This window comes from Sphingobacterium thalpophilum, assembly GCF_038396785.1.
In the GTDB taxonomy this organism is placed as follows: Bacteria; Bacteroidota; Bacteroidia; order Sphingobacteriales; family Sphingobacteriaceae; genus Sphingobacterium; species Sphingobacterium thalpophilum_A.
In genome coordinates, this window is the sequence record NZ_CP151087.1 from 5,064,626 (window position 1) to 5,085,594 (window position 20,969).

Annotated in this window: 17 protein-coding genes; 9 read left to right on the forward strand and 8 right to left on the reverse strand. The window is 39.8% G+C overall.

Annotated features, from left to right (window positions below):
- Window positions 1–94: 94 nt before the first annotated feature.
- The gene (locus AACH28_RS22425) at window positions 95–3,337 is read left to right on the forward strand and encodes an alpha-2-macroglobulin family protein (protein WP_341831562.1); all 3,243 of its coding nucleotides are present in this window, start codon (window positions 95–97) and stop codon (window positions 3,335–3,337) included.
- A gap of 72 nt (window positions 3,338–3,409) precedes the next feature.
- Here AACH28_RS22425 and AACH28_RS22430 read toward each other — a convergent pair whose 3' ends face one another.
- The 5 genes from AACH28_RS22430 to AACH28_RS22450 form a co-directional block, all read right to left on the reverse strand.
- The gene (locus AACH28_RS22430; protein ID WP_286710383.1) at window positions 3,410–4,849 is read right to left on the reverse strand and encodes a TolC family protein; all 1,440 of its coding nucleotides are present in this window, start codon (window positions 4,847–4,849) and stop codon (window positions 3,410–3,412) included.
- Entirely contained in the window at window positions 4,842–8,003 is a 3,162-nt protein-coding gene (locus AACH28_RS22435) for an efflux RND transporter permease subunit (protein ID WP_286710382.1), read from the reverse strand. Before AACH28_RS22435 ends, AACH28_RS22430 begins: the two co-directional genes overlap by 8 nt.
- 16 nt (window positions 8,004–8,019) lie before the next feature.
- Window positions 8,020–9,105: an efflux RND transporter periplasmic adaptor subunit gene (locus tag AACH28_RS22440; RefSeq protein WP_145330755.1), complete on the reverse strand. Its 1,086-nt coding sequence runs from the start codon at window positions 9,103–9,105 to the stop codon at window positions 8,020–8,022.
- Window positions 9,106–9,210: 105 nt separating this feature from the next.
- Window positions 9,211–9,633: a hypothetical protein gene (locus AACH28_RS22445; protein WP_070566908.1), complete on the reverse strand. Its 423-nt coding sequence runs from the start codon at window positions 9,631–9,633 to the stop codon at window positions 9,211–9,213.
- Between the two features lie 347 nt (window positions 9,634–9,980).
- Complete coding sequence (locus AACH28_RS22450) at window positions 9,981–10,169, reverse strand: YdeI family protein (RefSeq protein WP_286710381.1); 189 nt, start codon at window positions 10,167–10,169, stop codon at window positions 9,981–9,983.
- A gap of 256 nt (window positions 10,170–10,425) precedes the next feature.
- On the opposite strand from AACH28_RS22450, the gene AACH28_RS22455 reads away from it, so the two are divergent.
- The 7 genes from AACH28_RS22455 to AACH28_RS22485 all read left to right on the forward strand — a co-directional run bounded on the left by AACH28_RS22455 (window position 10,426) and on the right by AACH28_RS22485 (window position 16,451).
- A complete protein-coding gene (locus AACH28_RS22455) occupies window positions 10,426–11,454 on the forward strand; it encodes an NAD(P)-dependent alcohol dehydrogenase (protein ID WP_286710380.1) in 1,029 nt (342 codons plus the stop codon).
- A gap of 223 nt (window positions 11,455–11,677) precedes the next feature.
- Window positions 11,678–12,529, forward strand: coding sequence for a universal stress protein (locus tag AACH28_RS22460; protein WP_286710379.1), 852 nt, complete (start codon window positions 11,678–11,680; stop codon window positions 12,527–12,529).
- A 197-nt stretch (window positions 12,530–12,726) separates the two neighbouring features.
- The gene (locus AACH28_RS22465; RefSeq protein WP_286710378.1) at window positions 12,727–13,539 is read left to right on the forward strand and encodes a glycoside hydrolase family 16 protein; all 813 of its coding nucleotides are present in this window, start codon (window positions 12,727–12,729) and stop codon (window positions 13,537–13,539) included.
- Window positions 13,540–13,588: 49 nt separating this feature from the next.
- The gene (locus tag AACH28_RS22470) at window positions 13,589–14,323 is read left to right on the forward strand and encodes a YoaK family protein (RefSeq protein WP_286710377.1); all 735 of its coding nucleotides are present in this window, start codon (window positions 13,589–13,591) and stop codon (window positions 14,321–14,323) included.
- A 32-nt stretch (window positions 14,324–14,355) separates the two neighbouring features.
- Entirely contained in the window at window positions 14,356–15,195 is an 840-nt protein-coding gene (locus AACH28_RS22475) for a helix-turn-helix domain-containing protein (RefSeq protein WP_286710376.1), read from the forward strand.
- A gap of 67 nt (window positions 15,196–15,262) precedes the next feature.
- Window positions 15,263–15,877 (forward strand): DUF417 family protein, encoded by a 615-nt coding sequence (locus AACH28_RS22480; RefSeq protein WP_286710375.1) that lies wholly within the window; start codon window positions 15,263–15,265, stop codon window positions 15,875–15,877.
- 166 nt (window positions 15,878–16,043) lie between these two features.
- Window positions 16,044–16,451 (forward strand): hypothetical protein, encoded by a 408-nt coding sequence (locus tag AACH28_RS22485; RefSeq protein WP_139145018.1) that lies wholly within the window; start codon window positions 16,044–16,046, stop codon window positions 16,449–16,451.
- Between the two features lie 51 nt (window positions 16,452–16,502).
- On the opposite strand, the gene AACH28_RS22490 is transcribed toward AACH28_RS22485, so the two are convergent.
- Complete coding sequence (locus AACH28_RS22490; RefSeq protein ID WP_286710374.1) at window positions 16,503–16,685, reverse strand: DUF6496 domain-containing protein; 183 nt, start codon at window positions 16,683–16,685, stop codon at window positions 16,503–16,505.
- Between the two features lie 110 nt (window positions 16,686–16,795).
- Entirely contained in the window at window positions 16,796–18,604 is a 1,809-nt protein-coding gene (locus AACH28_RS22495; protein WP_145330739.1) for a glycoside hydrolase family 2 protein, read from the reverse strand.
- Between the two features lie 53 nt (window positions 18,605–18,657).
- Here AACH28_RS22495 and AACH28_RS22500 point away from each other — a divergent pair, with 53 nt between their 5' ends.
- Window positions 18,658–18,903: a hypothetical protein gene (locus AACH28_RS22500; protein WP_341831563.1), complete on the forward strand. Its 246-nt coding sequence runs from the start codon at window positions 18,658–18,660 to the stop codon at window positions 18,901–18,903.
- Here the strand turns inward: AACH28_RS22500 and AACH28_RS22505 are convergent.
- Window positions 18,874–20,913: a M13 family metallopeptidase gene (locus AACH28_RS22505; RefSeq protein WP_286710373.1), complete on the reverse strand. Its 2,040-nt coding sequence runs from the start codon at window positions 20,911–20,913 to the stop codon at window positions 18,874–18,876. The genes AACH28_RS22500 and AACH28_RS22505 overlap by 30 nt on opposite strands.
- Between the last annotated feature and the right edge of the window lie 56 nt (window positions 20,914–20,969).

The window sequence follows — 20,969 nt, forward strand, 5'->3', positions numbered from 1 at the left end:
TTTTCAAGAAAACGCAACTAGATTTCCGAATCCAAATCGGAAAAAACTGCAAAAAAAAAGCAAAAATAACCGATCAGAAAATATCAACATTATTTTGCAACGGTCTTGTATCTATAAAAATTACCAAAAGCAAAAAAGCTGGGATGGCAATCCTTTGCGGATTGATCTGTATGATTTTACGCCAAAGTTAGATTTTCAGGAGAGGGTATGGACCCTGGAGGATATCAAGGCAAACGTAGAACGTACTTTCCAAGAGACGATGCAAAATAGCACGGGACTTGCGCAATTTGCTACGGTGAAGAAAGGAAAAAAAGACGCTATTTTTAAATTGAATTTAACTCTGGGCAGTGATGTTGCACAGAAAGGCATTCGACCTGCATTGATCTTTATTGAACCGACGAATGTCGAGGAGAGAATGTATTTTCGGCTGTTTTACGGTGGTCATCGAAGTTTTGGAGATCTTCCGGTCGGCGATGTTACTTTGCATATTGTAAAGGATGATTCGACTTCTTTTAGTTTGCCAATTAAATTCAAAGCCAATGGGATGAATTATCTCAGACTGGATTCTATTCAATGGAGCAATGCATCCCAAGCGGCAAGATTGGCTTACAAACTTGTACGCGATGAAATTATTGTGCGTACCGTGGAAAATCCATTGCGGGATTCTATAAGACATGGGCAAGAGATTGATCCGCAGCTCAAAAAAATAGACCGAGAAGATTTTAGAGCGAAAAGAAAGAATAATAAGGTCGCAAGGATTTTGGTTTACGATGGTGATACGCCATTAATTGGGGCTAAGGTGAGTGTTTCGGATACCAAAAAACGATATTTCACAAGCTTTGACGGTAGTGTGGAACTTGAGCTCTCCGATGACAAAAATGCGGTACTTGAGATTGTTGCTTTAGGGTACAATACAGCTACAGTCAAAGTCTCCAGTGGCAAAGATTATTTCGTGGAGTTAAAGCCAAGCGAAAATCAATTGGATGAAGTGGTTGTTGTGGGGTATGGCGTCCAAAAAAGGCAATCATTGACTGCGGCAGTGAAATCGATCAATGCTAGGATGGATGGGGTGACTACGGCTATGCTGCAGGGGGCTGTAGCAGGGATTCGCATTCGTGGCGCTGCTAGTCCGGCCCCAAATGAAAAACCATTGATTTTAGTAGACGGAGTCCCCTTTGAAGGTGATATTTCAAGTCTTGATCCATCGACTATCGCGTCATTGAATGTGATTAAAGATCAATCTATGCTTGGATTGTATGGTGCTCGGGCCGCCAACGGCGTAGTGATGGTTCAGATGAAAGCTGGAGCATCTGCGGCATCGACAGGTGCTGTGGATATGCCCTATTTGGAATCTGGAAATACGATGCGTGTGCACTTCCGTGATGATGCATTCTGGCAGCCAAAGCTAACTACCGATGCTCAGGGAAAAGCTAATTTTGAAGCGACATATCCGGATGATATTACCAATTGGCGAACATTCTTTATTGCTAAAGGAAGTAAAAATTTCGCCGACATAAAAGAGCTAAATATCAAATCTTTTAAAGCTGTTTCGGCACATTTGGCGACTCCCCGATTTGCCATCAGAGGTGATCAGTTTACAGCCATGGGACGGGTAGTCAATTATCTTAGCGATAGCTTACAGCTCTTGCGTACCATCAACAATGGGCTGACAACGCAGGAGGCAACGTTGAAAATTGCAAAGTCCTATCGGGATCCTATATCGGTTATTGCCGATAAGGGGGACAGCATCCAACTTGCTTATTCGATCGGATTGTCAAATGGATATTTTGATGGTGAAAAACGTAGCATTCCGATTTTTGAAAAGGGGCTTGAACAACATGAAGGAGATTTTAAAGTGCTCAACAGTACCGCAGAGTATTTGCTAAAAACTTCTCCTGCGCTAGGCGAAATCACCTTGCATGCCGAAGCAAATTCGCTGGAATTTTTACAACGGGAAATCGAGTCGATCGATCGTTACAAATTTCTATGCAATGAACAGATGGCTTCCAAATTGAGCGCATTACTTTCTAAAAAAGAGCTGACAAAATTGATCGGAAAACCCTTTACAGAGGATAAGAAAATAAGGGATCTCTTGAAAGAGTTACAGAAAAACAAAAATTCCAATCAGGGCTGGGGATGGTGGAACAAGAGTGAAACTGTGAGCTGGATCAGTAACTATGTGATCGGGGTACTGTTGGATGCCCGAGAAGCCGGCTACCAGGTTGAGATCGATACGGAGATTTATGCAGAACGTGAAAAGACCATGTTGAAAAGCAGCTTGGCTTCGCTGGATGTTCTATTGGATAAAGATAAGCTTCACGGGGCCAAGGAGAATTTATTTAGCTCCTTGATATATCTACTCCGGTTGGATCCTAAAGCTGATTACAAAGATTATTTCTTCGAAATCGACACAAAACTGAAAAGTAAAACCATCAAGGATAAACTGTTGAAATATCTGTTGATTTCAAAACTGGGTCTTAAGGATTTACATGCTGCAGATACCGTTCTTAAATACGCGTCAAAGGCTGTCTTAGGTGGGCTCTATTGGACTTCTGGAACTACAACAGATCAGAAAGGCGGATTTTTTATGCGCCCAACGGAAACCAATACCGAGAATACATTGTTGGCTTATGGTGTCTTAAAATCAATTGGTGGTCATGATTCAGATTTAGAAAATATCCGTAATTACTTTTTCGCGCAGCGGCAGCAAAACCAATGGTATAATATCTACGAATCTTCCCGTATCATACGAAGTATTCTTCCTGATGTACTGAAAGAGGGTGAATCTTTCCAGGCACTGGTAATGGTCATCAATGGCAAACGCGTCACTGCATTTCCGTATACGCAAAGCTTTAAGTCGGATGAGCAGATTAAAGTGAGGAAAGAAGGGACGGGGCCGGCTTTTGTGACGGCTTATCAAAATTTTTGGAATCCCAATCCAGCTGTAGAAAAAGAAAAGGGCCTTGCCGTGGCAACGCGATTTAAGGACAATGGTGCTACGGTAGCGGCGCTAAAGGAAGGGAAGCCTGTAAAACTTGAAGCAAGCGTAACGTTAACTGGTGAAGCTGAGTATGTGCAGATCGAAGTTCCGATACCGGCGGGATGTTCTTATGAAACCAAAACCAATGGATACTATAGAATCGAGGCGCACCGAGAGCATTTCAAAGATCGTGTCGTCATTTTTTGCAACAAACTGGGGAAAGGTACACATACCTTTGAGATCGAACTTTTACCTCGTTATACCGGGACTTATACTGTCAACCCCGCGAAGGCTGAATTAATGTATTTCCCGACATACTATGGAAACGAGAAAATGAAAGAAATCGTGGTGGAGTAAATATGCTTTTACAAAAAAAGGGACTTATCACATGATAAGTCCCCAACATATAAAAACTAAAATTAAATTGTGTTATTGATGATCCCATCCACCACCTAGGGATCTGTATATCGCTACGCTTGCTTTGAGTTGGTTGACCTTTTTCTCAACGAGCTCAAATTTGGATTCCAGGGCATCGCGTTGTGTCAGCAGAACCTCCATATAATCTGCGCGGGCGTATTTAAAGAGGTCGTTGGAAATACCGATAGACTCATTTAGTGCATCGACTTCCTTGGTCTTAATTTGTAGGCCATTCTCCAGATTTTTAATTTTGGAGAGCTGGTTTGCAACTTCAATATAAGCAGCCAATATAGTCTGTTCATAATGGTAAACAGCCTGAACCTGTCGTGCATTTGCACTATAATACGCGGCTTTAATTGCCCGTTTGTTGATCAAAGGGGCGGTGAGTTCACCAACGAGGGAAGAGAGAAAGGCTTCCGGTTTGATGAGGTAAGTCGGATCAAAAGCTTGAAAACCTACTCCCGCCGCAATGTCCAAAGAAGGGTAAAAGCGGGCTTTGGCCGATTTGATGTCCAGTTTGGACGCTGCAAGTTCATATTCAGCCTGCTTTATATCAGGTCTATTTTCCAGGAGGTCGGCCGGGATGCCGGCATAAACGGTTTGCGGAACAAGCTTATCAAATGATTGTTGATCCCTTTGAACCGGCTGCGGGAATCTTCCAACAAGATAGTTTATTCTATTTTCTGTTTCTGTGATCTTCTGCTTGATATCATATTGCATACCTTGGGTTTTCAATATCTGGGCTTCAAATCTTTTGACGGCAAGTTTATTGGATCGCGCATTTTTCTTCAAATCATTTACCACGACCAGTGCATCGTTTTGAATCTTTACATTCTCATTGATAACCAGAAGTTCGTTGTCCAGTGCCAGGAGTTCATAATAAGAATCTGCAATTTCAGCGATCAGGTGAGTTACCATAAAGTTTTTGCCTTCCACGCTGGCAAAATACCGTTGCAGCTGCGCTTTGGTCGCATTGTGGAGTTTACCCCAGATATCTGTTTCCCATTGTGCCTGTATACCAACTCCAAAATCAAATAGCGGCTCGGGCATTTCGCGTCCGGGTTCGATTTCTGTATTCTTTTCCATCGCTCCAATGTTTGTATAGCGACTAACTTTGTCGACCCCCGCGCCAACTTTTACACCTACGGAAGGTAGATACTCACCTTTTTTGGCGCTTACCTCATTTTTGGCTATTTCAATTTCCTGAAGCATAATATGTAGCTCCTGGTTGTTTGCTAGTGCCTGACCGATCAGTCCTTGTAGATTGGGATCGCTGAAATAGCTGTTCCATTTGATTTTTCCTGTATTCGCGGTGTCGCTGTCGGCATCGCTATATTTTCCGGGAACGGTTCTATTTTCGGCACGTTGTTTTATTTCCAGTGGTTTGCAGGCTGCAAGACTAAGCAAGAAAAGTGCGAAACCTGTATAGTGATATAATCTGTTCTTATTCATAATGTATCATGTCTTCGCTTAATGGTGATTCGTCTTCGGCTTGGATCATTTTTCTTCCGTCAGCCAATTTTGCAAAAATGTAGTAGAGTCCGGGAATGACAATAACGCCAAAGATAGTTCCGACGAGCATACCTCCCAGCGCTGAGGCACCTATGGTATGGTTACCGATAGCTCCGGCACCACTGGCAAAGACAAGTGGTACAAGTCCAGCGATAAATGCAAATGAGGTCATGAGGATAGGTCTGAAACGTGCTCGTGAGCCCTCAATAGCTGCTTCTAATATGCTATCGCCAGCTTGGCGCCTTTTCACGGCAAATTCTACGATAAGCACCGCATTTTTCCCCAATAAACCAATAATCATGATCAGTCCGACCTGTGCATAGATGTCATTTTCCAGTCCCATAGCTTTTAATAGGAAGAATGATCCAAATACACCAACTGGTAGCGACAACAATACCGCAAACGGAATGATAAAGCTTTCGTACTGTGCAGCAAGTACAAGATATACGAAGACTAAGACGACTAAAAAGACATAAACGGCTTCGTTTCCACGTTGGGCCTCATCATAGGACAAGCCCTCCCAGGCAACTTTATAGCCGTGTGGTAATGTTTGAAGTGCAGTTTCGTTGATTGCCTGAATAGCGTCAGCCGTTGTATACCCATTTGCCGGAAGTCCACGGATGGCGGCCGAATTGTACATGTTGTAGCGCGTGATTTCGTTTGGTCCCTGTGTTTTTTTTAAGGTCATAAAGGCCGAATAAGGAACCATTTGGTCATGATCGTTTTTGACGTAAAGGTTCATGATATCGGAAGGTAGCCTTCTAAATTCTGGTGAAGATTGTACATAGACTTTGAAGAACTGACCGAAACGGATAAAACCCTGCTCATAGGTACTACCGATAAGGATATTGAGGTTGTCCATGGCTTTACCAATGGAAACGCCTTTTTGCATGGCGGCGTTATTGTCAAATACCAATTCGTATTGTGGGTAATTGGCGGCAAAGAATGTAAAGACTCCGGTGAGTTCCTTACGTTTCTTTAGATTAGCGATAAATGCTTTATTTACTTTATCGAAATCTTGGTAATCGGTGGTCCTATTGAGGTCCAGCAGGCGCATGGAGAAACCTCCTGAAGAACCAAACCCTGGAACAGCGGGAGGTTCGAAGAATTCAACCGTTGCACCTAGATTTTTTGATTTTTCTTCAAGTTCTTCCATGATCTCTTTAACGGAGTGTTCACGTTCACCCCAGGTTTTGAGGTTGATAAGACAGGTTCCGGCATTCGATCCACGGCCTTCGGTCATGATTTCATAACCCGCCAGTGATGAGACAGATTCTACGCCATCTACCCCTTGACAGATCTTTTGGAGCTCTCTGGAAAGCTTATTGGTCTGTTCCAATGTTGATCCCGGAGGAGTCTGAATAATGGCATATATTGTACCTTGGTCCTCGCTCGGTATAAAACCTCCTGGAAGCGTTTTGTTAATGACGAAAATTCCGACACAGAATGCTATTAAGATACCCCATGTAATTACTCTTCGGCTGGCAATTTTACGAAGTAAGGAGGCATATTTGCCCGTTATTTTATCAAAAGTACGGTTAAAAAGGTCGAGCGATTTAATGAATACATTTGATTTTTTTGGTTTACCATGGTTATTTTTCAGGAGCATCGCGGCAAGCACAGGAGTAAGGGTTAATGCGACTACTGCAGATATCACGATGGAACTCGCCATGGTAATTGAAAACTGACGATAAAATGTTCCGACAGGGCCTGTCATAAATGAAATGGGGATAAAAACGGCCACCATAACAGCTGTAATAGCGATAATAGCACCTGCGATTTCGCCCATGACTTCTTTTACAGCGCTGTATGGCGATATGGCACTTTCTTCCATTTTGGCATGTACTGCTTCAATGACCACAATGGCATTGTCCACGACAATCCCGATAGCAAGCACCAATGCAAACAAGGTCACTAAGTTGATCGACATACCGAACCATTGGATGACGAAGAATGTACCTATCAGCGAAACGGGCACGGCGATGATCGGAATCAAAGTCGAACGCCAATCGCCCAGGAAAATAAACACAACAATAGCCACTAAAATAAAAGCATCGCGTAGGGTATGCATCACCTGCTCGATAGAAGCATCCAAGAATTGGGATACGTCATAACTGATTTTATAGTCTATACCTGGAGGAAAGTTACCTTTCATCTCAGCAAGTTTTGCCTTCACATCTTTAATAACGTCATTGGCATTACTACCATAATTCTGTTTCAACACAATTGAAGCCGAGGGATGCCCGTCTAAATTGGAATAGATGTCAAAGAATTCACTTCCTAGTTCGACTTTAGCTACGTCTTTTAACTTGATGTTTTCACCGTCGCCGTTTGCGCGAACGATAATATTGTCGTATTCTTCAGGTGTATTGTATTGCCCTTTATAAGTTAGGACATATTCGAGGGATTGCGCTGCAATACCCGAGCTTTGTCCCAGTCGACCGGGACGGCCGATGATACTTTGTTCTCCTATCGCTTTCATCACTTCATCAACTGACAAGCTATAGGCGCGCATACGATCGGGATTTAACCAGACGCGCATGGCATATCTACGGCTACCTAAGATTTGTGATTTGGCTATCCCATGAATACGATTGATTTCAGGAATGATATTTACCGTTGCATAGTTGTACAAGAACTTTTCATCCATGCTTTTATTTGTACTGTAAAGATTCACGTACATCAGCATACTGGGCTGAATTGGATTGACGACGACTCCTTCCTTTTGAACAAGTTCAGGCAATAGTGGCATGACTTGATCCACCCGGGTTTTGACCAGTACTACGGCATCGTTAGGATCTGTTCCAGGATCAAATACGACGTTTACGGTTGCTTCACCGGCACTGGTCGCATCGGTTGCGATATAGCGCATTCCCTGTACACCGTTGATTGCATTCTCCAGTGTAATCAATGAGGATTTTACAAGTACATCGGCACTTGCACCAGGATAGGCAATGGAGACCGCCACTGTAGTCGGCGCGATTTTTGGAAATTGCTCAGTAGGAAGTTGCTTTATGGCCAAACCTCCGATAAATAGGATTACAACCGATATGACAATAGCAAATACCGGTCGATGTATTACTTTTTTAAACATAATGCTGCTTTTTTAATTACTCTGCATATAAATCTAAGTTTGACATGACTTTCTCCGGAGTCTGATATTTGGATTCAATAGTCTGGTTTTCCTGTACCATGCGAAGTCCATTCAGCAGAATCTTTTCGTCCTTGCCCAATCCGGAAGAAACAACATAGATATGCGGCAGTTCGGCAGCAACTTTTATTTCTCTTGCTTTTACTTTATTATCTTTTGTAATAACGTAAACATATTTTTTTTCAAGCTCCTCGAATGTAGCTTTCTGAGGTATCATAAGCGCGTTATTATAGGGCGATGTAATGACGATATTGCCTGTCTCGCCATAACGCAATAATCCCTTTGGATTTGGAAAAGTCGCTCTGTAGGCAATATTTCCAGTTTCATTATTGAAGTCTGATTCAATTGTTTCAACAATACCCTCATGACCGAATTCTTTTCCATTGGCCATGTTTAACCGTACATGCAGCGGGTTATTGTCTTGTTTTGCGTCCATTTGATTGAGGTATTCAACTTCGGGTACATTGAAGTAAACCCACATTTTACTGTTATCAGACAGCTCTGTGATCAACTCACCTTCATCGACAAGACTTCCTTTACGGACATGAAGCTTACCAACGATTCCTGAAAACGGTGCTACGATATCAGTAAATTTGAGATGGGTATTCATAGCGGCTAACTCAGCTTTGGCTTTTTCATATTTCGCTTTTGCCATTTCAGTTTCCTGCGGAGCGACAATATCTTTTTCGGACAGATTTTTGGTGTTCTGATATTCGATTTCAGCATATTTTACCTCTGCTTTAGCACGATTAACATCGGACTCATAGAGGTTGGGCATGATTTTAAAGAGGGGTTGTCCTTTTTGTACAAATTGACCTTCATCGACAAATATCGATTGAATGTAGCCTTTTTCCTGTGCGCGCAATTCAATATGGTTGATCGAACGGATTTGGGCGACATAATCTTTATTGACAATTGTATCTTTGACCAAAGGAGTAGTGACATTGAAAACTGCAGCTTCTTTTTTGTCTTTTTTTTCTGACTGACAGCTTGTCGATAGAATAATAAGGCACAGGCTTATATACATAAAGCTTCTCATGACCATGATAATAGTTTTTTAATTATTTTCGAAAAATTGAACAATAGTGTGACCTGCTTCCAAATGGTTTTGAAAGCTATTTTGATGTTTTTTTAAGAAATTATTAAAAAATCACAGCCTGAATACACTGTAATGGATATATAGGGCGTTTTTTCGTGAAGTAAGCTGGTTGGAATTTGCAAGCGAAACTGCTGTGCGTGTATTGTGAAATTCGGGATGGATATAAGAGACTAGATTTCCAAAACCATCTCCTTTAAGTGCGAATAAGTTAGGGCTATTGGAATCGCTTCCCGTGTCGTCGTTTTCATTATCATTTTCTGAAAAATAAGCCCTTAATTTTTCATGTCGAGGACGTTTAGTTTTGCGAATAACTTTGGTGTCATAATCTTCGCTTTTTACTTGCTTGTTGAAGTGATTGACAGCGTGAAGATTGCAGGAGGGAATATTATTTGGTGTTGGCACATGATACCAGCCAAAACTGATAAGTATTGCGCAAACTACGCCGAACAGATATTGATGGAATTTTCCTTGCATCCTTGAAAGCAAATGTAATTAAACTTTAAAAATGATACAAGTGATTTAGGTATGGAAATTTTAAAGTTTATGTAATATTGTTACAAAGTGTTTAAACTGACGGTGTTTTAGTGGTTAATTGTGTAAAAATTACTCAAATTCCGTTTTTGAAATTGCGTCTAGGAGATATTTTTAAAAAATATGACCTAAATAGCTTTAGTTTTCTTTAATTGGTTGTGTTTTTAGGTGTTTTTCGGGTTGATTTTTGTTGTTTTTTTTAGTTTGGCTTAATCTATTCTTCCAATTGAGTAAGAATGGCTTGCAGTATTTTTTGATAAGTAACCACCTTAATATCCAATTGGGCTATTCTAAACGGTTTTTAACGTTTTCTGATTATTTCGTAGCATTTGTATTGCTTTTTCAGCTCTTGTTTTTCGGGTTTGTTCCTGTTTTGCTGATCCAACCCAATCACAATAGCCTTGTTTGTATGATTTGGAAAGTGTTTCAAAAAAAGCATTGGCTTTTTCGTCCGTATCCAACAATTGTTGGAGTTCCATAGGAACGCCTTCAATATGTTCACCTTTTTTTTAGCATGTATTTTTATCATTTGATTCCCGATAAAAATACATAAATATCTTCGAGTTGCCGGCCTTTATTGCATGAATACTTTTGACTTGCCCGTTAGGTAATACGATCAGGGGATTGCAATACTTTTTCTTGGAATAAGACTTACATGTTGCCGCTGTCTTCATATGCGTTGAAACATATATCGTTCTTATTTGTAGTTCTATTAGTCAACAAAAAATTTTCAATATGAAAGCAGTACGTTTTTTCGGGCATAAAGATGTCCGCGTTGTGAATGATCTTGTGAAGCCCGTTCCTAAGGGCGATGAAGTATTACTAAAAATTGGTGGTGCAGGTGTTTGTCATTCTGATCTTCACATTATAGATGAGGGGACCGTTGTAGGTACGGTGTTTACCTTGGGACACGAAAATGCGGGCTGGATTGAAGAAGTTGGATCTGATGTAAAAGACTATAAAAAAGGTGATGCGGTATTGGTCTATGGTCCTTGGGGCTGTGGGCACTGTAAACCCTGTCAGCAATCAAAAGAAAATTATTGTGATCACCAGTCTGAAATGGCTTATGGTGGTGGGCTAGGCCTAGATGGCGGGATGGCGGAATATATGCTTGTCCCTTCTTCGCGCTTACTGGTCCCAATTTATGACTTAGATCCAGTCATTGCTGCGCCATTAACGGATGCGGCACTTACTCCTTATTCGGCGATAAAACGTTCGATAGGCAAATTGACAGCAGATGAGTATGTGGTTGTGATCGGAGTTGGAGGTTTGGGCCATGTTGCCTTACAAATACTAAATGAAGTAAGCGCGAGTTCAATTATCGCCTGTGATGTCACCGAAGAAAAACTAGCCTTTGCTAAAGAACTCGGCGCAGCCTATGTGGTTAATTCGAAAGATGCAAATGCAGCCGAACAAATAAATAAGATTACGGGCATAAAAAAAGCTAAAGTAGTGATTGATTTTGTCGGCGCAACATCGACTATAGATCTAGGAACAAAGGTTGTTGGTTTGGATGGTGACCTGACAATTGTTGGATTAGGTGGGGGACACTACCAGTACAATATGTCGGGGCTTCCTTTTGGTGTGAGTATGACAAACCCATATTGGGGCTCGCGGGTTGAGCTTATGGAAGTTGTAGGTTTGGCTAGGCAAAGGAAGATTCATATTGAAATTGAGCAGTTTAAGCTTGATCAGGCTAACGAAGTTTATGATCGAATGCGCAACGGTAAGATCAAAGGAAGGGCTGTACTGATTCCTTCGTAAAAAAAAAGTCTATCTTTTTAGTAGTTTATTTTGGTTTTTATCTTTTTGATGCTTATCTTTGTTGTATCATAATTTAGGTTTATAATTGGTTATTTAAGGTTTTCATTCTCCCCGTTTGAAAACCTTTTTTTTAAGTTTCTCTTTTGATTGATTATTAAAAACCTTCTGTCTTCTTTACTGTTGTAATACTAATAATCCGCGCTGATTTATCTGCAAAATATTTATGGACAAAACAATTCTCGTACTCACCGATTTTTCTGAAAACTCATGGACTGCTGTTCAATATGCGGCGAATCTGGCTAAAAAATTTAATTGGACAGTAGAACTTCTGCATACTTATACCATCCCAATAAAAGACAGTGTCCATGCGAAAATGGAGAATATGTTTTTGAAGCCTCAGAAGGAAGAGGCTGAAAGCATGCTCAAGGACTGGCAGATACGTATCGACGATGAATTTTCTGATCTCCGCTGTAAAACCGTAAGTTTGGCCGGCGACTTGGAAAAAACGGTACTAAACTTACTACAAGAAAAGGAATACCATTTTATCGTCATGGGAGCTAAAGGTAAAGGTATGATACAAAAAGCTGTCTTGGGAAGCAATACCTTCGCCCTGATAAAAAAGAGTCCAGTCGGTGTCTTGGCAGTACCCATCACTTTCCAAAAATTTAGGTTAAAAAATATCGGATTACTGAGCAATTTTAAAGCGTCCGAATATGATCTACTCGACAGTTTCATCTTACGTGTACCGGAGAAATTTAATCTCAGCCTGTTGCACGTAACACAAAAGTATATCTCTCCAAAACAAGAAGATATTGAAAACTGGAAACAAAAGCTATCCGCCCAATTTTCGTTTAATAAAATTGATTATGTGGAAAAAAATGCGGTCAATCGTTTAGATTACAATATGCCTATACCACGTTGTATCGACTACATGGTGGAAATCGAAGCTATTGATCTTTTACTTGTGTCGTACAGTCCTAAAAGTTTTTTCAAAAGTATATTTTCCCGAAATCTTACGAAAGCAATTTATCGCAACCTGACGGTACCTACTTTTTTTAAGCGTAATTTATATTAATTGCGGGTAATCTCCTCCTGTTTATCACTTTCCATTGGTTGATCGTACACGGTTTAGTAAAGGGAAAATGATTAAACTAAAGTTAGTAGCCGCGATTTTATGATTACTAACTGAGCTTTAAATTGCGTCTCCGATGTGAGGTAATCTATTCATATTTTTCATTAGCTTTATCAATAATTGTATAAAATATAAACATAATGAGCCTTTGGATACTTTCTTTGATCGCAATACTTTCTGCAAGTCCCGATAGTACACATGTAGGAGAATATAAGTTTGCTGAAATGCCCAGTTGGAGTGATGAGTTTGATTACAATGGTCTTCCGGACGCAAAAAAATGGGGATATGATGTAGGCTCCTTGCATAATGGTTGGGGAAATCATGAACTTCAATACTATACAGATGCAAACAGGAAAAATGCAAGTGTGGCAAATGGTGTTTTACGTATTACTGCAATAAAAGAACAATATGAGGGGTTGAACTATACTTCTGCCAGGCTGGTGAGTAAAAACAAGGGCGATTTTCTATATGGTCGATTTGTAGTCCGAGCCAAGGTGCCGAAAGGGAAAGGTACGTGGGCAGCTGCTTGGATGTTGCCGACAGATTGGGGTTACGGAGGATGGCCACATTCGGGAGAAATAGATATCATGGAGCATGTCGGTTATGACGAGAATGCAATACATATTACCGTTCATACAAAGGATTATAATCATTCTATCGGAACTCAAAAAGGAGTGATGAAACGAATTGATCAGGCAACATCGGAGTTTCATAATTATCGGATAGACTGGACCCCTGAGTATATTCGTGGTTTCGTGGATGATGTACAGATCTACAGTTTTCCAAATGAAGGAAAAGGCAATGGCGTGTGGCCATTTGATAAAAGATTTCATTTACTATTGAATCTGGCCGTTGGTGGAGATTGGGGCGGTATGCAAGGCGTCGATAGTAGCGCATTTCCTGCAGAGATGGAGGTGGATTATGTCAGGGTATATGATTTACTGAAACCTTAAATGAATCTTGTTTTCATCTATTTTCTCTAATTTATAAAGATTAATTCAAATGTTTAGGCATCAAGGGAGAGGAAGGAATTATATTCATAATTTAAAGTTAGCCTCTATTTTATCTTGTGTTGCGGGTTTGGTCAATATTACAGGTGTTCTTGCCGTTAGCACTTTAACAACGAATGTCACAGGTCACTTCGCATTTTTTTCAGAACAGTTGATTTTAATGAATTACAAGATGGCTTTGATTTATCTGTTATACATTGCTTTCTTTTTAATGGGAGCGTCTGTTTCAGGTTTTATCGTAGAATTAGCCTCAAAAAAGAAATCACATAACGCCTATATTATTCCAATTTGTATCGAGTCTATTATCTTAATTAACGTTGGATTGTTTCCAGCTTTCGTTAATGCAGAACCAATGTTTCCAGCAATAATTTCATTTGCCCTTCTTTTTGCTATGGGACTTCAGAATGCCCTGGTAACGAAGGTGTCACAATCAGTTGTCAGAACGACGCATTTGACCGGATTGTTTACTGATCTTGGTATTGAAATTTCACAGTTGCTTTTTTATAGAGAAATTGCTGAGAAAGTGAAATTACACAAAAGTATTTTTCTTAAGTTGATGATTATTGGTGGTTTTTTTTTCGGGGGAATTATAGGCGGTTTTATGTTTCAATATTTTAAACTGAAAACATTATTGTTACCCGCTACTATGCTTTTGTTTGCCTTATGGTATGACCATATTCTGCTTAAGTTTTATCATTTGAAGCGAAGCTTAAGACCGGATGAATAGGTTCGATTAAATTCATATATTAGCTTAATAACATGAACTATTCCCATATCCTGTTTGAAAAATTAGTATTATCTGCCGGTAGATTCAACATTAGTGAACCATTGTACTGCATTCTTTTATTTGAGAAAGCGACGAGTTTTTCGGTTGATTTGGTGACATACCATGCGGATCCTAAAAGTGTTGTGTTTTTGTCTCCCTATCAGTTGTTTACGATGGATGTGGTGCTGAAAAGTACTTTTAGTGTGCTAAAATTTCACGGCGATTTTTATTGTATAGAATATCATAAAGATGAAGTTGCCTGTAATGGAATTCTATTCAACAACATCTACCAGCAACCTCATGTGTTGCTCTCAGCAGCTATTTATCATGAGATATCAACTATCATGGAAAAAATAGATCAGCTCAAAATGTCGTCGGAATCCTATGATCAGTCATTGAGCAGAACCTATTTACAGCTGATTTTAGCGCTAGCGAGTAGACAAAAGCTACTTTTTAACGACGTACAAAAACCGTCTTGGGCTCATAGAGATATTATTGATGACTTTGAGCAGTTTTTGGAAAAGAATTATAAAGCGCATAAAGAAGTTACCTTTTATGCAGCGAACTACGGTTTAAGTCCAGCCGTTTTTACGAAAAAAATAAAATTGAAATGGGGAAAATCCCCATCAAAGTTGATCCAGGAACGCCTCGTATTGGAAAGTAAAAGACAGCTCCATTTGACGGCCAAAAGTATTAAAGAAATAGCAGCCAATTTGCAGTACAAAGATGAGTTTTATTTCAGTAGATTTTTTAAGAAGATGGTAGGCGTATCTCCTAAGGTATTTCGGAAGCGGGTGGGTTTATCAATTGTTGCCGAAAAGTCTATGTTATAGATCTATTTGTCCATGTTGTGGATTTAAGCCATTGTTTAGTTTTGCATGGTATTAAACAAACTACGTTATGGAGAAAATAATAAAGCTATTGGCAAAGTCACAATATATCTTTACAAACTTTGCTAGAATTTCAATTTTTATTGTGATGGCATGGATTGGAGGATTAAAAGCATTTCAATATGAAGCTGATGGTATAGTTCCTTTTGTTATTAATAGTCCGGCAATGTGTTTTTTTTATCATAATACGGAAAAACGGGTGTTGGATAAAAACGGAGAGCTAATACCGGAATACCAGTTGTTTAAAAACCCGGAGGGTCGTGTCGTAAAGAAAAATATTGCATGGCACCAAGAAAATGGAACTTATATTTTTTCTTATATACTTGGCTTTGTAATTGTTTCAATTGGTCTGATGATATTTTTAGGTATCTGGTATCCTAAAATCGGAATTTTTGGAGCATTGTGTACAGTGCTTATGTCATTGGTTACACTTTCTTTCTTGATAACAACTCCAGAAGCGTTTGTGCCAAAGCTAGATGGGGATTTCCCGTCACCTAATTATGGTTTTCCTTATTTATCCGCGGCAGGTAGATTAGTCCTGAAAGATGTAATTATGCTTGCAGCAGCATTGATCATTGCAGCAGAAAGTGCCAGCCGTCTGATAAAAAAAACGAATATAAAATAGAGACAAGTAGTTTTTGTATGTGAATTAGCAGAAGGTTGTTTGCTGGAGGCGATAACTACTCAGGGTAAATCCACCAACTTTTGGAAGGTATCTTTGATGCCAGCTGTATTTTGGCAGCATCTTTGTATCTCGTCGTTAAACTATATTGAGTTATACCACGAACGATATGAAAATAATACGAACGACCCTTCCATTTCTTCTGTTTAGTTTCATCCTTTTAGTTGGATGCAACAATAATCAACAGATCAGGATGATTGATAAAGATGGGAACACACATTTGTTGACAAGAGAAGGTGATCGAAAAGGAGAATTGGGACTGCAGCGTATCATCGCTCGTGGCAATGATACAGTAATAACGATTGATGGTGCAGGTCATAAAATGATATGGACAGCTTCAGATGTGACCAATATTGATACAACAAAGATTCAATATTATCTCAAAAAAAGAAATGGAAGCAGTGTTCATATTTATACACCCGTCGATGTAAATCAAAATTTTATAGATGTCGAGGATAGTCAAAATGTTTTGTCAGATCCTTATGATGGTACAGACAAGAAAAAATCCCTACTGTAGATTGCCGCATGAAAAAGCATAATTTGGGCTAAAGAGAAAATCCTAGCAAGTTTACTTGCTAGGATTTTTTGGGGGTACTTTGGCACCTTCTTTTTGGGCTTCGGAGAGGCCGATAGCAATCGCCTGTTTTCGTGATGTTACCTTTTTTCCGCTACCAGATTTTAATTTTCCCGCTTTCATTTCGTGCATCGTCTTTTCAACTTTCTCAGATGCTTTTTCTGAATATTTTGCCATAATAGTGTTACATCTTGATCTGTTATTAAACACTTCTGCAAAAAGAACAGCTGTTTCAGTTGAATCGTTTGAAAATTCTTTGAGAGCGAAATAGCGAACATCTGTATTCGCTAATTCAATTCATTTCCAGCTTTAATCACGGCTTGGTTGACGGCTTTTATTCTTTCAAGAACCATTTTTTGTATTTTACGGTCGTAAGTCAATAGACCATTGACTTCATGTTCCACATCGGTAGTTTGCGTATAAATAGCAACACTCAGTCCTTTGTATCGGAGCAATTGTTCGACATTATCCATTAGGAATATATAACGGTCTGTGAGTGCCTCTATAGTGGGTTCGTAGGCATAGGCATTGTTTTCGACAGGCCACATGTGACCGCGGACAAATAAGCCTACGCCACCAAACTCTCCAAGGGAAGCTGCCCGTTTCGAATCCGGTTCTGAGGCACCCTTGGGGCCAACATAGATATGGGTGTCAACAAAATCTCCATTTCCGGGATCACCATAAGCTTTTTGGTAAGATGGATTGTTGTTAAATCCCGAATTACCGTTCACTAAACGTGAAGGGTCATATTGTTTGGTCCAGTCGGTAATATTGCGTACATCGAAAGCGCCCCAGTTTTCGTTAAAAGGAACCCAGGCGATAATGGATGGGGAGTTGTAGTGGTCGTCAATGATGGCCTTGTATTCATCACGAAATGCTTTTCGATAAATCGTAGTGTCTTCATCGGGATACCAAAGGCAGGGCATATCTTGCCACACGAGCAGTCCCATTTTATCTGCCCAATAATAGAACCGTTGGGGTTCGGTTTTCATATGCTTACGAATAAGGTTATAGCCAGCTTTTTTGGTAAACTCGATGTCATATTTGAGAGCTTCTTCCGTAGGTGCTGTTAGAATACCATCGGGCCAGTACCCCTGATCCAGAAGACCGAGCTGCATCACAAATTTATCATTCAATAGCGGCCTTACAATTCCGTTTACCTTACCAAGTTTAATATCACGCATACCAAAATAACTCTTAACCTCGTCGATGATTTCTCCATTCTTCCCATGTATACTTAATTTTAAATCGTATAAAAAGGGGGAGTCAGGAGACCAAAGTTTTGGATTTTCTACCGGGATATTAAATTCCATGCCCGACTGAATTACCGTTTTTGAAATTTCTTTTCCTTCTGAAGAAACGATGGCCGTAACTTTTGCCTTCGCTGTGCTAGTGACCTGTATTTTTAGTTGTTTTTCTGCTACTTGAGGTAACAATTTGATGCCCTGTATATGGTTTTTGCTTACTGGTTCCATCCACACAGTTTGCCATATGCCAGAAGAAAATGTATAGTCGCCTCGAGGTCCATTTTTACCCGAAGGATACTTACCGTCGTTCTTGTCATGCGCTGCAACGACAATGTTATTTGGACCGGCCTTTAAAAACTCAGTGATGTTGATCCAGAAGGAGTCGTAGCCACCTGAATGAGTACCAGCTTTTTTCCCATTTACAAATATGGTCGCGTCGTGATCCACTGCACCAAAATGGAGTATAATATCTTTCCCTTTCCAATGATTAGGTAGCTCGAAATTTTTACGATACCACAGATTAATTTCTTGTTTGCGTTGTATTCCGGATAAATAGGACTCTGGACAATAGGGGACAAGAATGCTTTCTCGGTTGTGGTCAAAGGAAATGGGGACAGCAGGATTTAGTGCATTCGGAGCATCCTTTCCACCTATATAATCCCATTTACCGTTGAGACATAGCCATTCATTCCTTTCCATTTGGGGACGTGGATATTCGGAAAGTGGGATTTCTGTTTGCTTGGCTATTGCTGTCCATGGGGTTGAAAGCTGTGGCTGTTGTGCCAAAGCATTAAGCCAACCGAAGAGCGATAGTGCCAGCACAAAAATTGAGGTTTTGGTTTTTATCATGGTATACTTCTTGGTTTTTCAGAATATGAATATAAGTATACTAAAAAGATTTAGTGAATTATAAACGAAATGTTACTACTGGGGCTTTCGATATTGGGCTTGGTTGGTTGGTTGGTTGGTTGGTTGGTTGGTTGGTTGGTTGGTTGGTTGGTTGGTTGGTTGGTTGGTTGGTTGGTTGGTTGGTTGGTTGGTGCACAAAAGAAATAGATGTTGGATTAAAGAAAATTACAGGAGCTGCCTTTTTTGAGACAGCTCCTGTAAAATGCTTATTACCAGATTTTGATTCTTTCTTCCGGTGACTTGTACAGTTTGTCTCCTTGTTTAACATCGAAAGCTTTATAAAAAGCGTCAACATTGATCAATGGACCAAAACTTCTGAAATATCCTGGAGAGTGTGGATCAGTTTTAACTTGGTTGACCATATATTTTTCACTGGATAGGGTTCTCCATACAGTTGCCCAGCTTAGGAAAAAGCGTTGATCTTGCGTGTATCCACTTATTTCACCTGGGTTTCCCTTATCTTTTAAATATAGTTGAAGTGCATCGTAAGCAATGTTTACACCTCCTAAATCCGCGATATTTTCACCGTTTGTAAATGTTCCGTTGACGAAAGTGCCTTTTACAGGTTCATATTTATCGTATTGAGCTGCGAGTGTTTTTGTTGCTTTTTCAAAATTGGCTTTATCTTCTGGTGTCCACCAGTCTACCAAGTTTCCGTCCGCATCAAATTGTGCGCCCGAATCGTCAAATCCGTGGCTCATTTCGTGGCCAATTACCGCACCTATACCACCGAAATTGACAGCTGCGTCGGCTTGTGGGTTGAAAAATGGCGGTTGAAGAATAGCTGCCGGAAACACGATCTCATTGTTTACGGGATTGTAATAGGCATTTACTGTTTGTGGAGTCATTCCCCATTCTGATTTGTCAACAGCCTTACCAATTTTAGCCAGATCCTTTTCATATCGCCATGTGGTGATATTTTGGAGGTTAGCATACAGATTGCCGCCTTTATTTTCAGATAGAATACTCAATTTAGAATAATCTTTCCATTTGTCCGGATAGGCAACTTTTACAGTAAATTTGTTTAATTTTTCAAGCGCTTTTCCTTTTGTAGCCGAAGACATCCAGCTTAAATCGTTGATATGGACTGCAAAACTTTTCTTTAAATAGTCGATCAATTCGACCATTTGTGCTTTAGCCTCAGCTGGAAAATATTTTTCGACATATAATTTTCCGAAAGCTTCACCTAATGTGGAATTGATCAGTTCAAATCCTCTTTTATTTAATGCTCTTTGTTCTTGTTGACCTCTTAAATACTTACCATAAAAAGCAAATCGCATGTCTCCTAATTTTTCGCTTAAATAAGAGGCACTACCGTTGATCATATGGAATTTTAAGTAATCTTTAATAACAGGAAGGTTTTGTGCACTGACCAATTTATCGAAGTTCTTGTAATAACCTAATTCCCCAATGATTACTTTTTCTGTATTGACACCTACTTTTTTAAGGTACTCAGGTAGATTTACATTTTTAACCAAGGCGGTTAACTCTGCCATGGTCTGTGGATTGTACTGTAACGTATTATCACGGCTTTGTTCATTGGTCAAGTAGGTCTTCGCAATGCTTTTTTCGTAGTCAACGATTCCTTTTGCGGCAGCATCAGCATTTTTATAGCCCAATTCTGTTAACATGGAAGCTACATATTTTTGATACTCGGCAATAGCTTCGGTATTTTTTTCATTTTCTTTCTGATAATAATCTCTTCCTAGCCCTAAGGAGGCATCTCCTAAGTAGACCGCGTTCATTTTTGAATCTTTTAAATCAGCGTAGACACCCCAGCCATAGAAATTATTCTCACCTTCTTTTGTTACGGAAGTTAAATAATTCTGAAGATCTTTTAGGTTTTTAATCGCGTCGATTTTGTTTAAATTTCCCTGAATCGGCTTAATACCGTCTGCATTTCTTTTCTGTAAGTTCATGTAAGAAGCATACAGGTCCTGTATTTTTTTGCCCTCACTTCCTTCAGGAAATTTATCTTTTAAAAGTGAGTTCAGAATTTTCATCGAATTGTTGTCCGTATCTTCTGCCAATTTATTGAAGCTTCCCCAAGTGGGTTTGTCGGAAGGAATTTTAGCCGTTTTCATCCAGGTTCCGCTTACGTAGTTGTAAAAGTCATCCTGTGGACGTACAGATTTGTCCATTAAGCTCAGATCAAGTCCTTTGTCGGGTCCTGTACCTGCTGTCTGTGCTTCCGCATGCTGTGTGTAGACTCCAGCCAAGAAAATTAGGGCGAGTGTTAATTTTTTCATTGTTGTTTTAATGTTGTATGATTTTCAATAATTCAATCTGGGAGTACGCACAAATT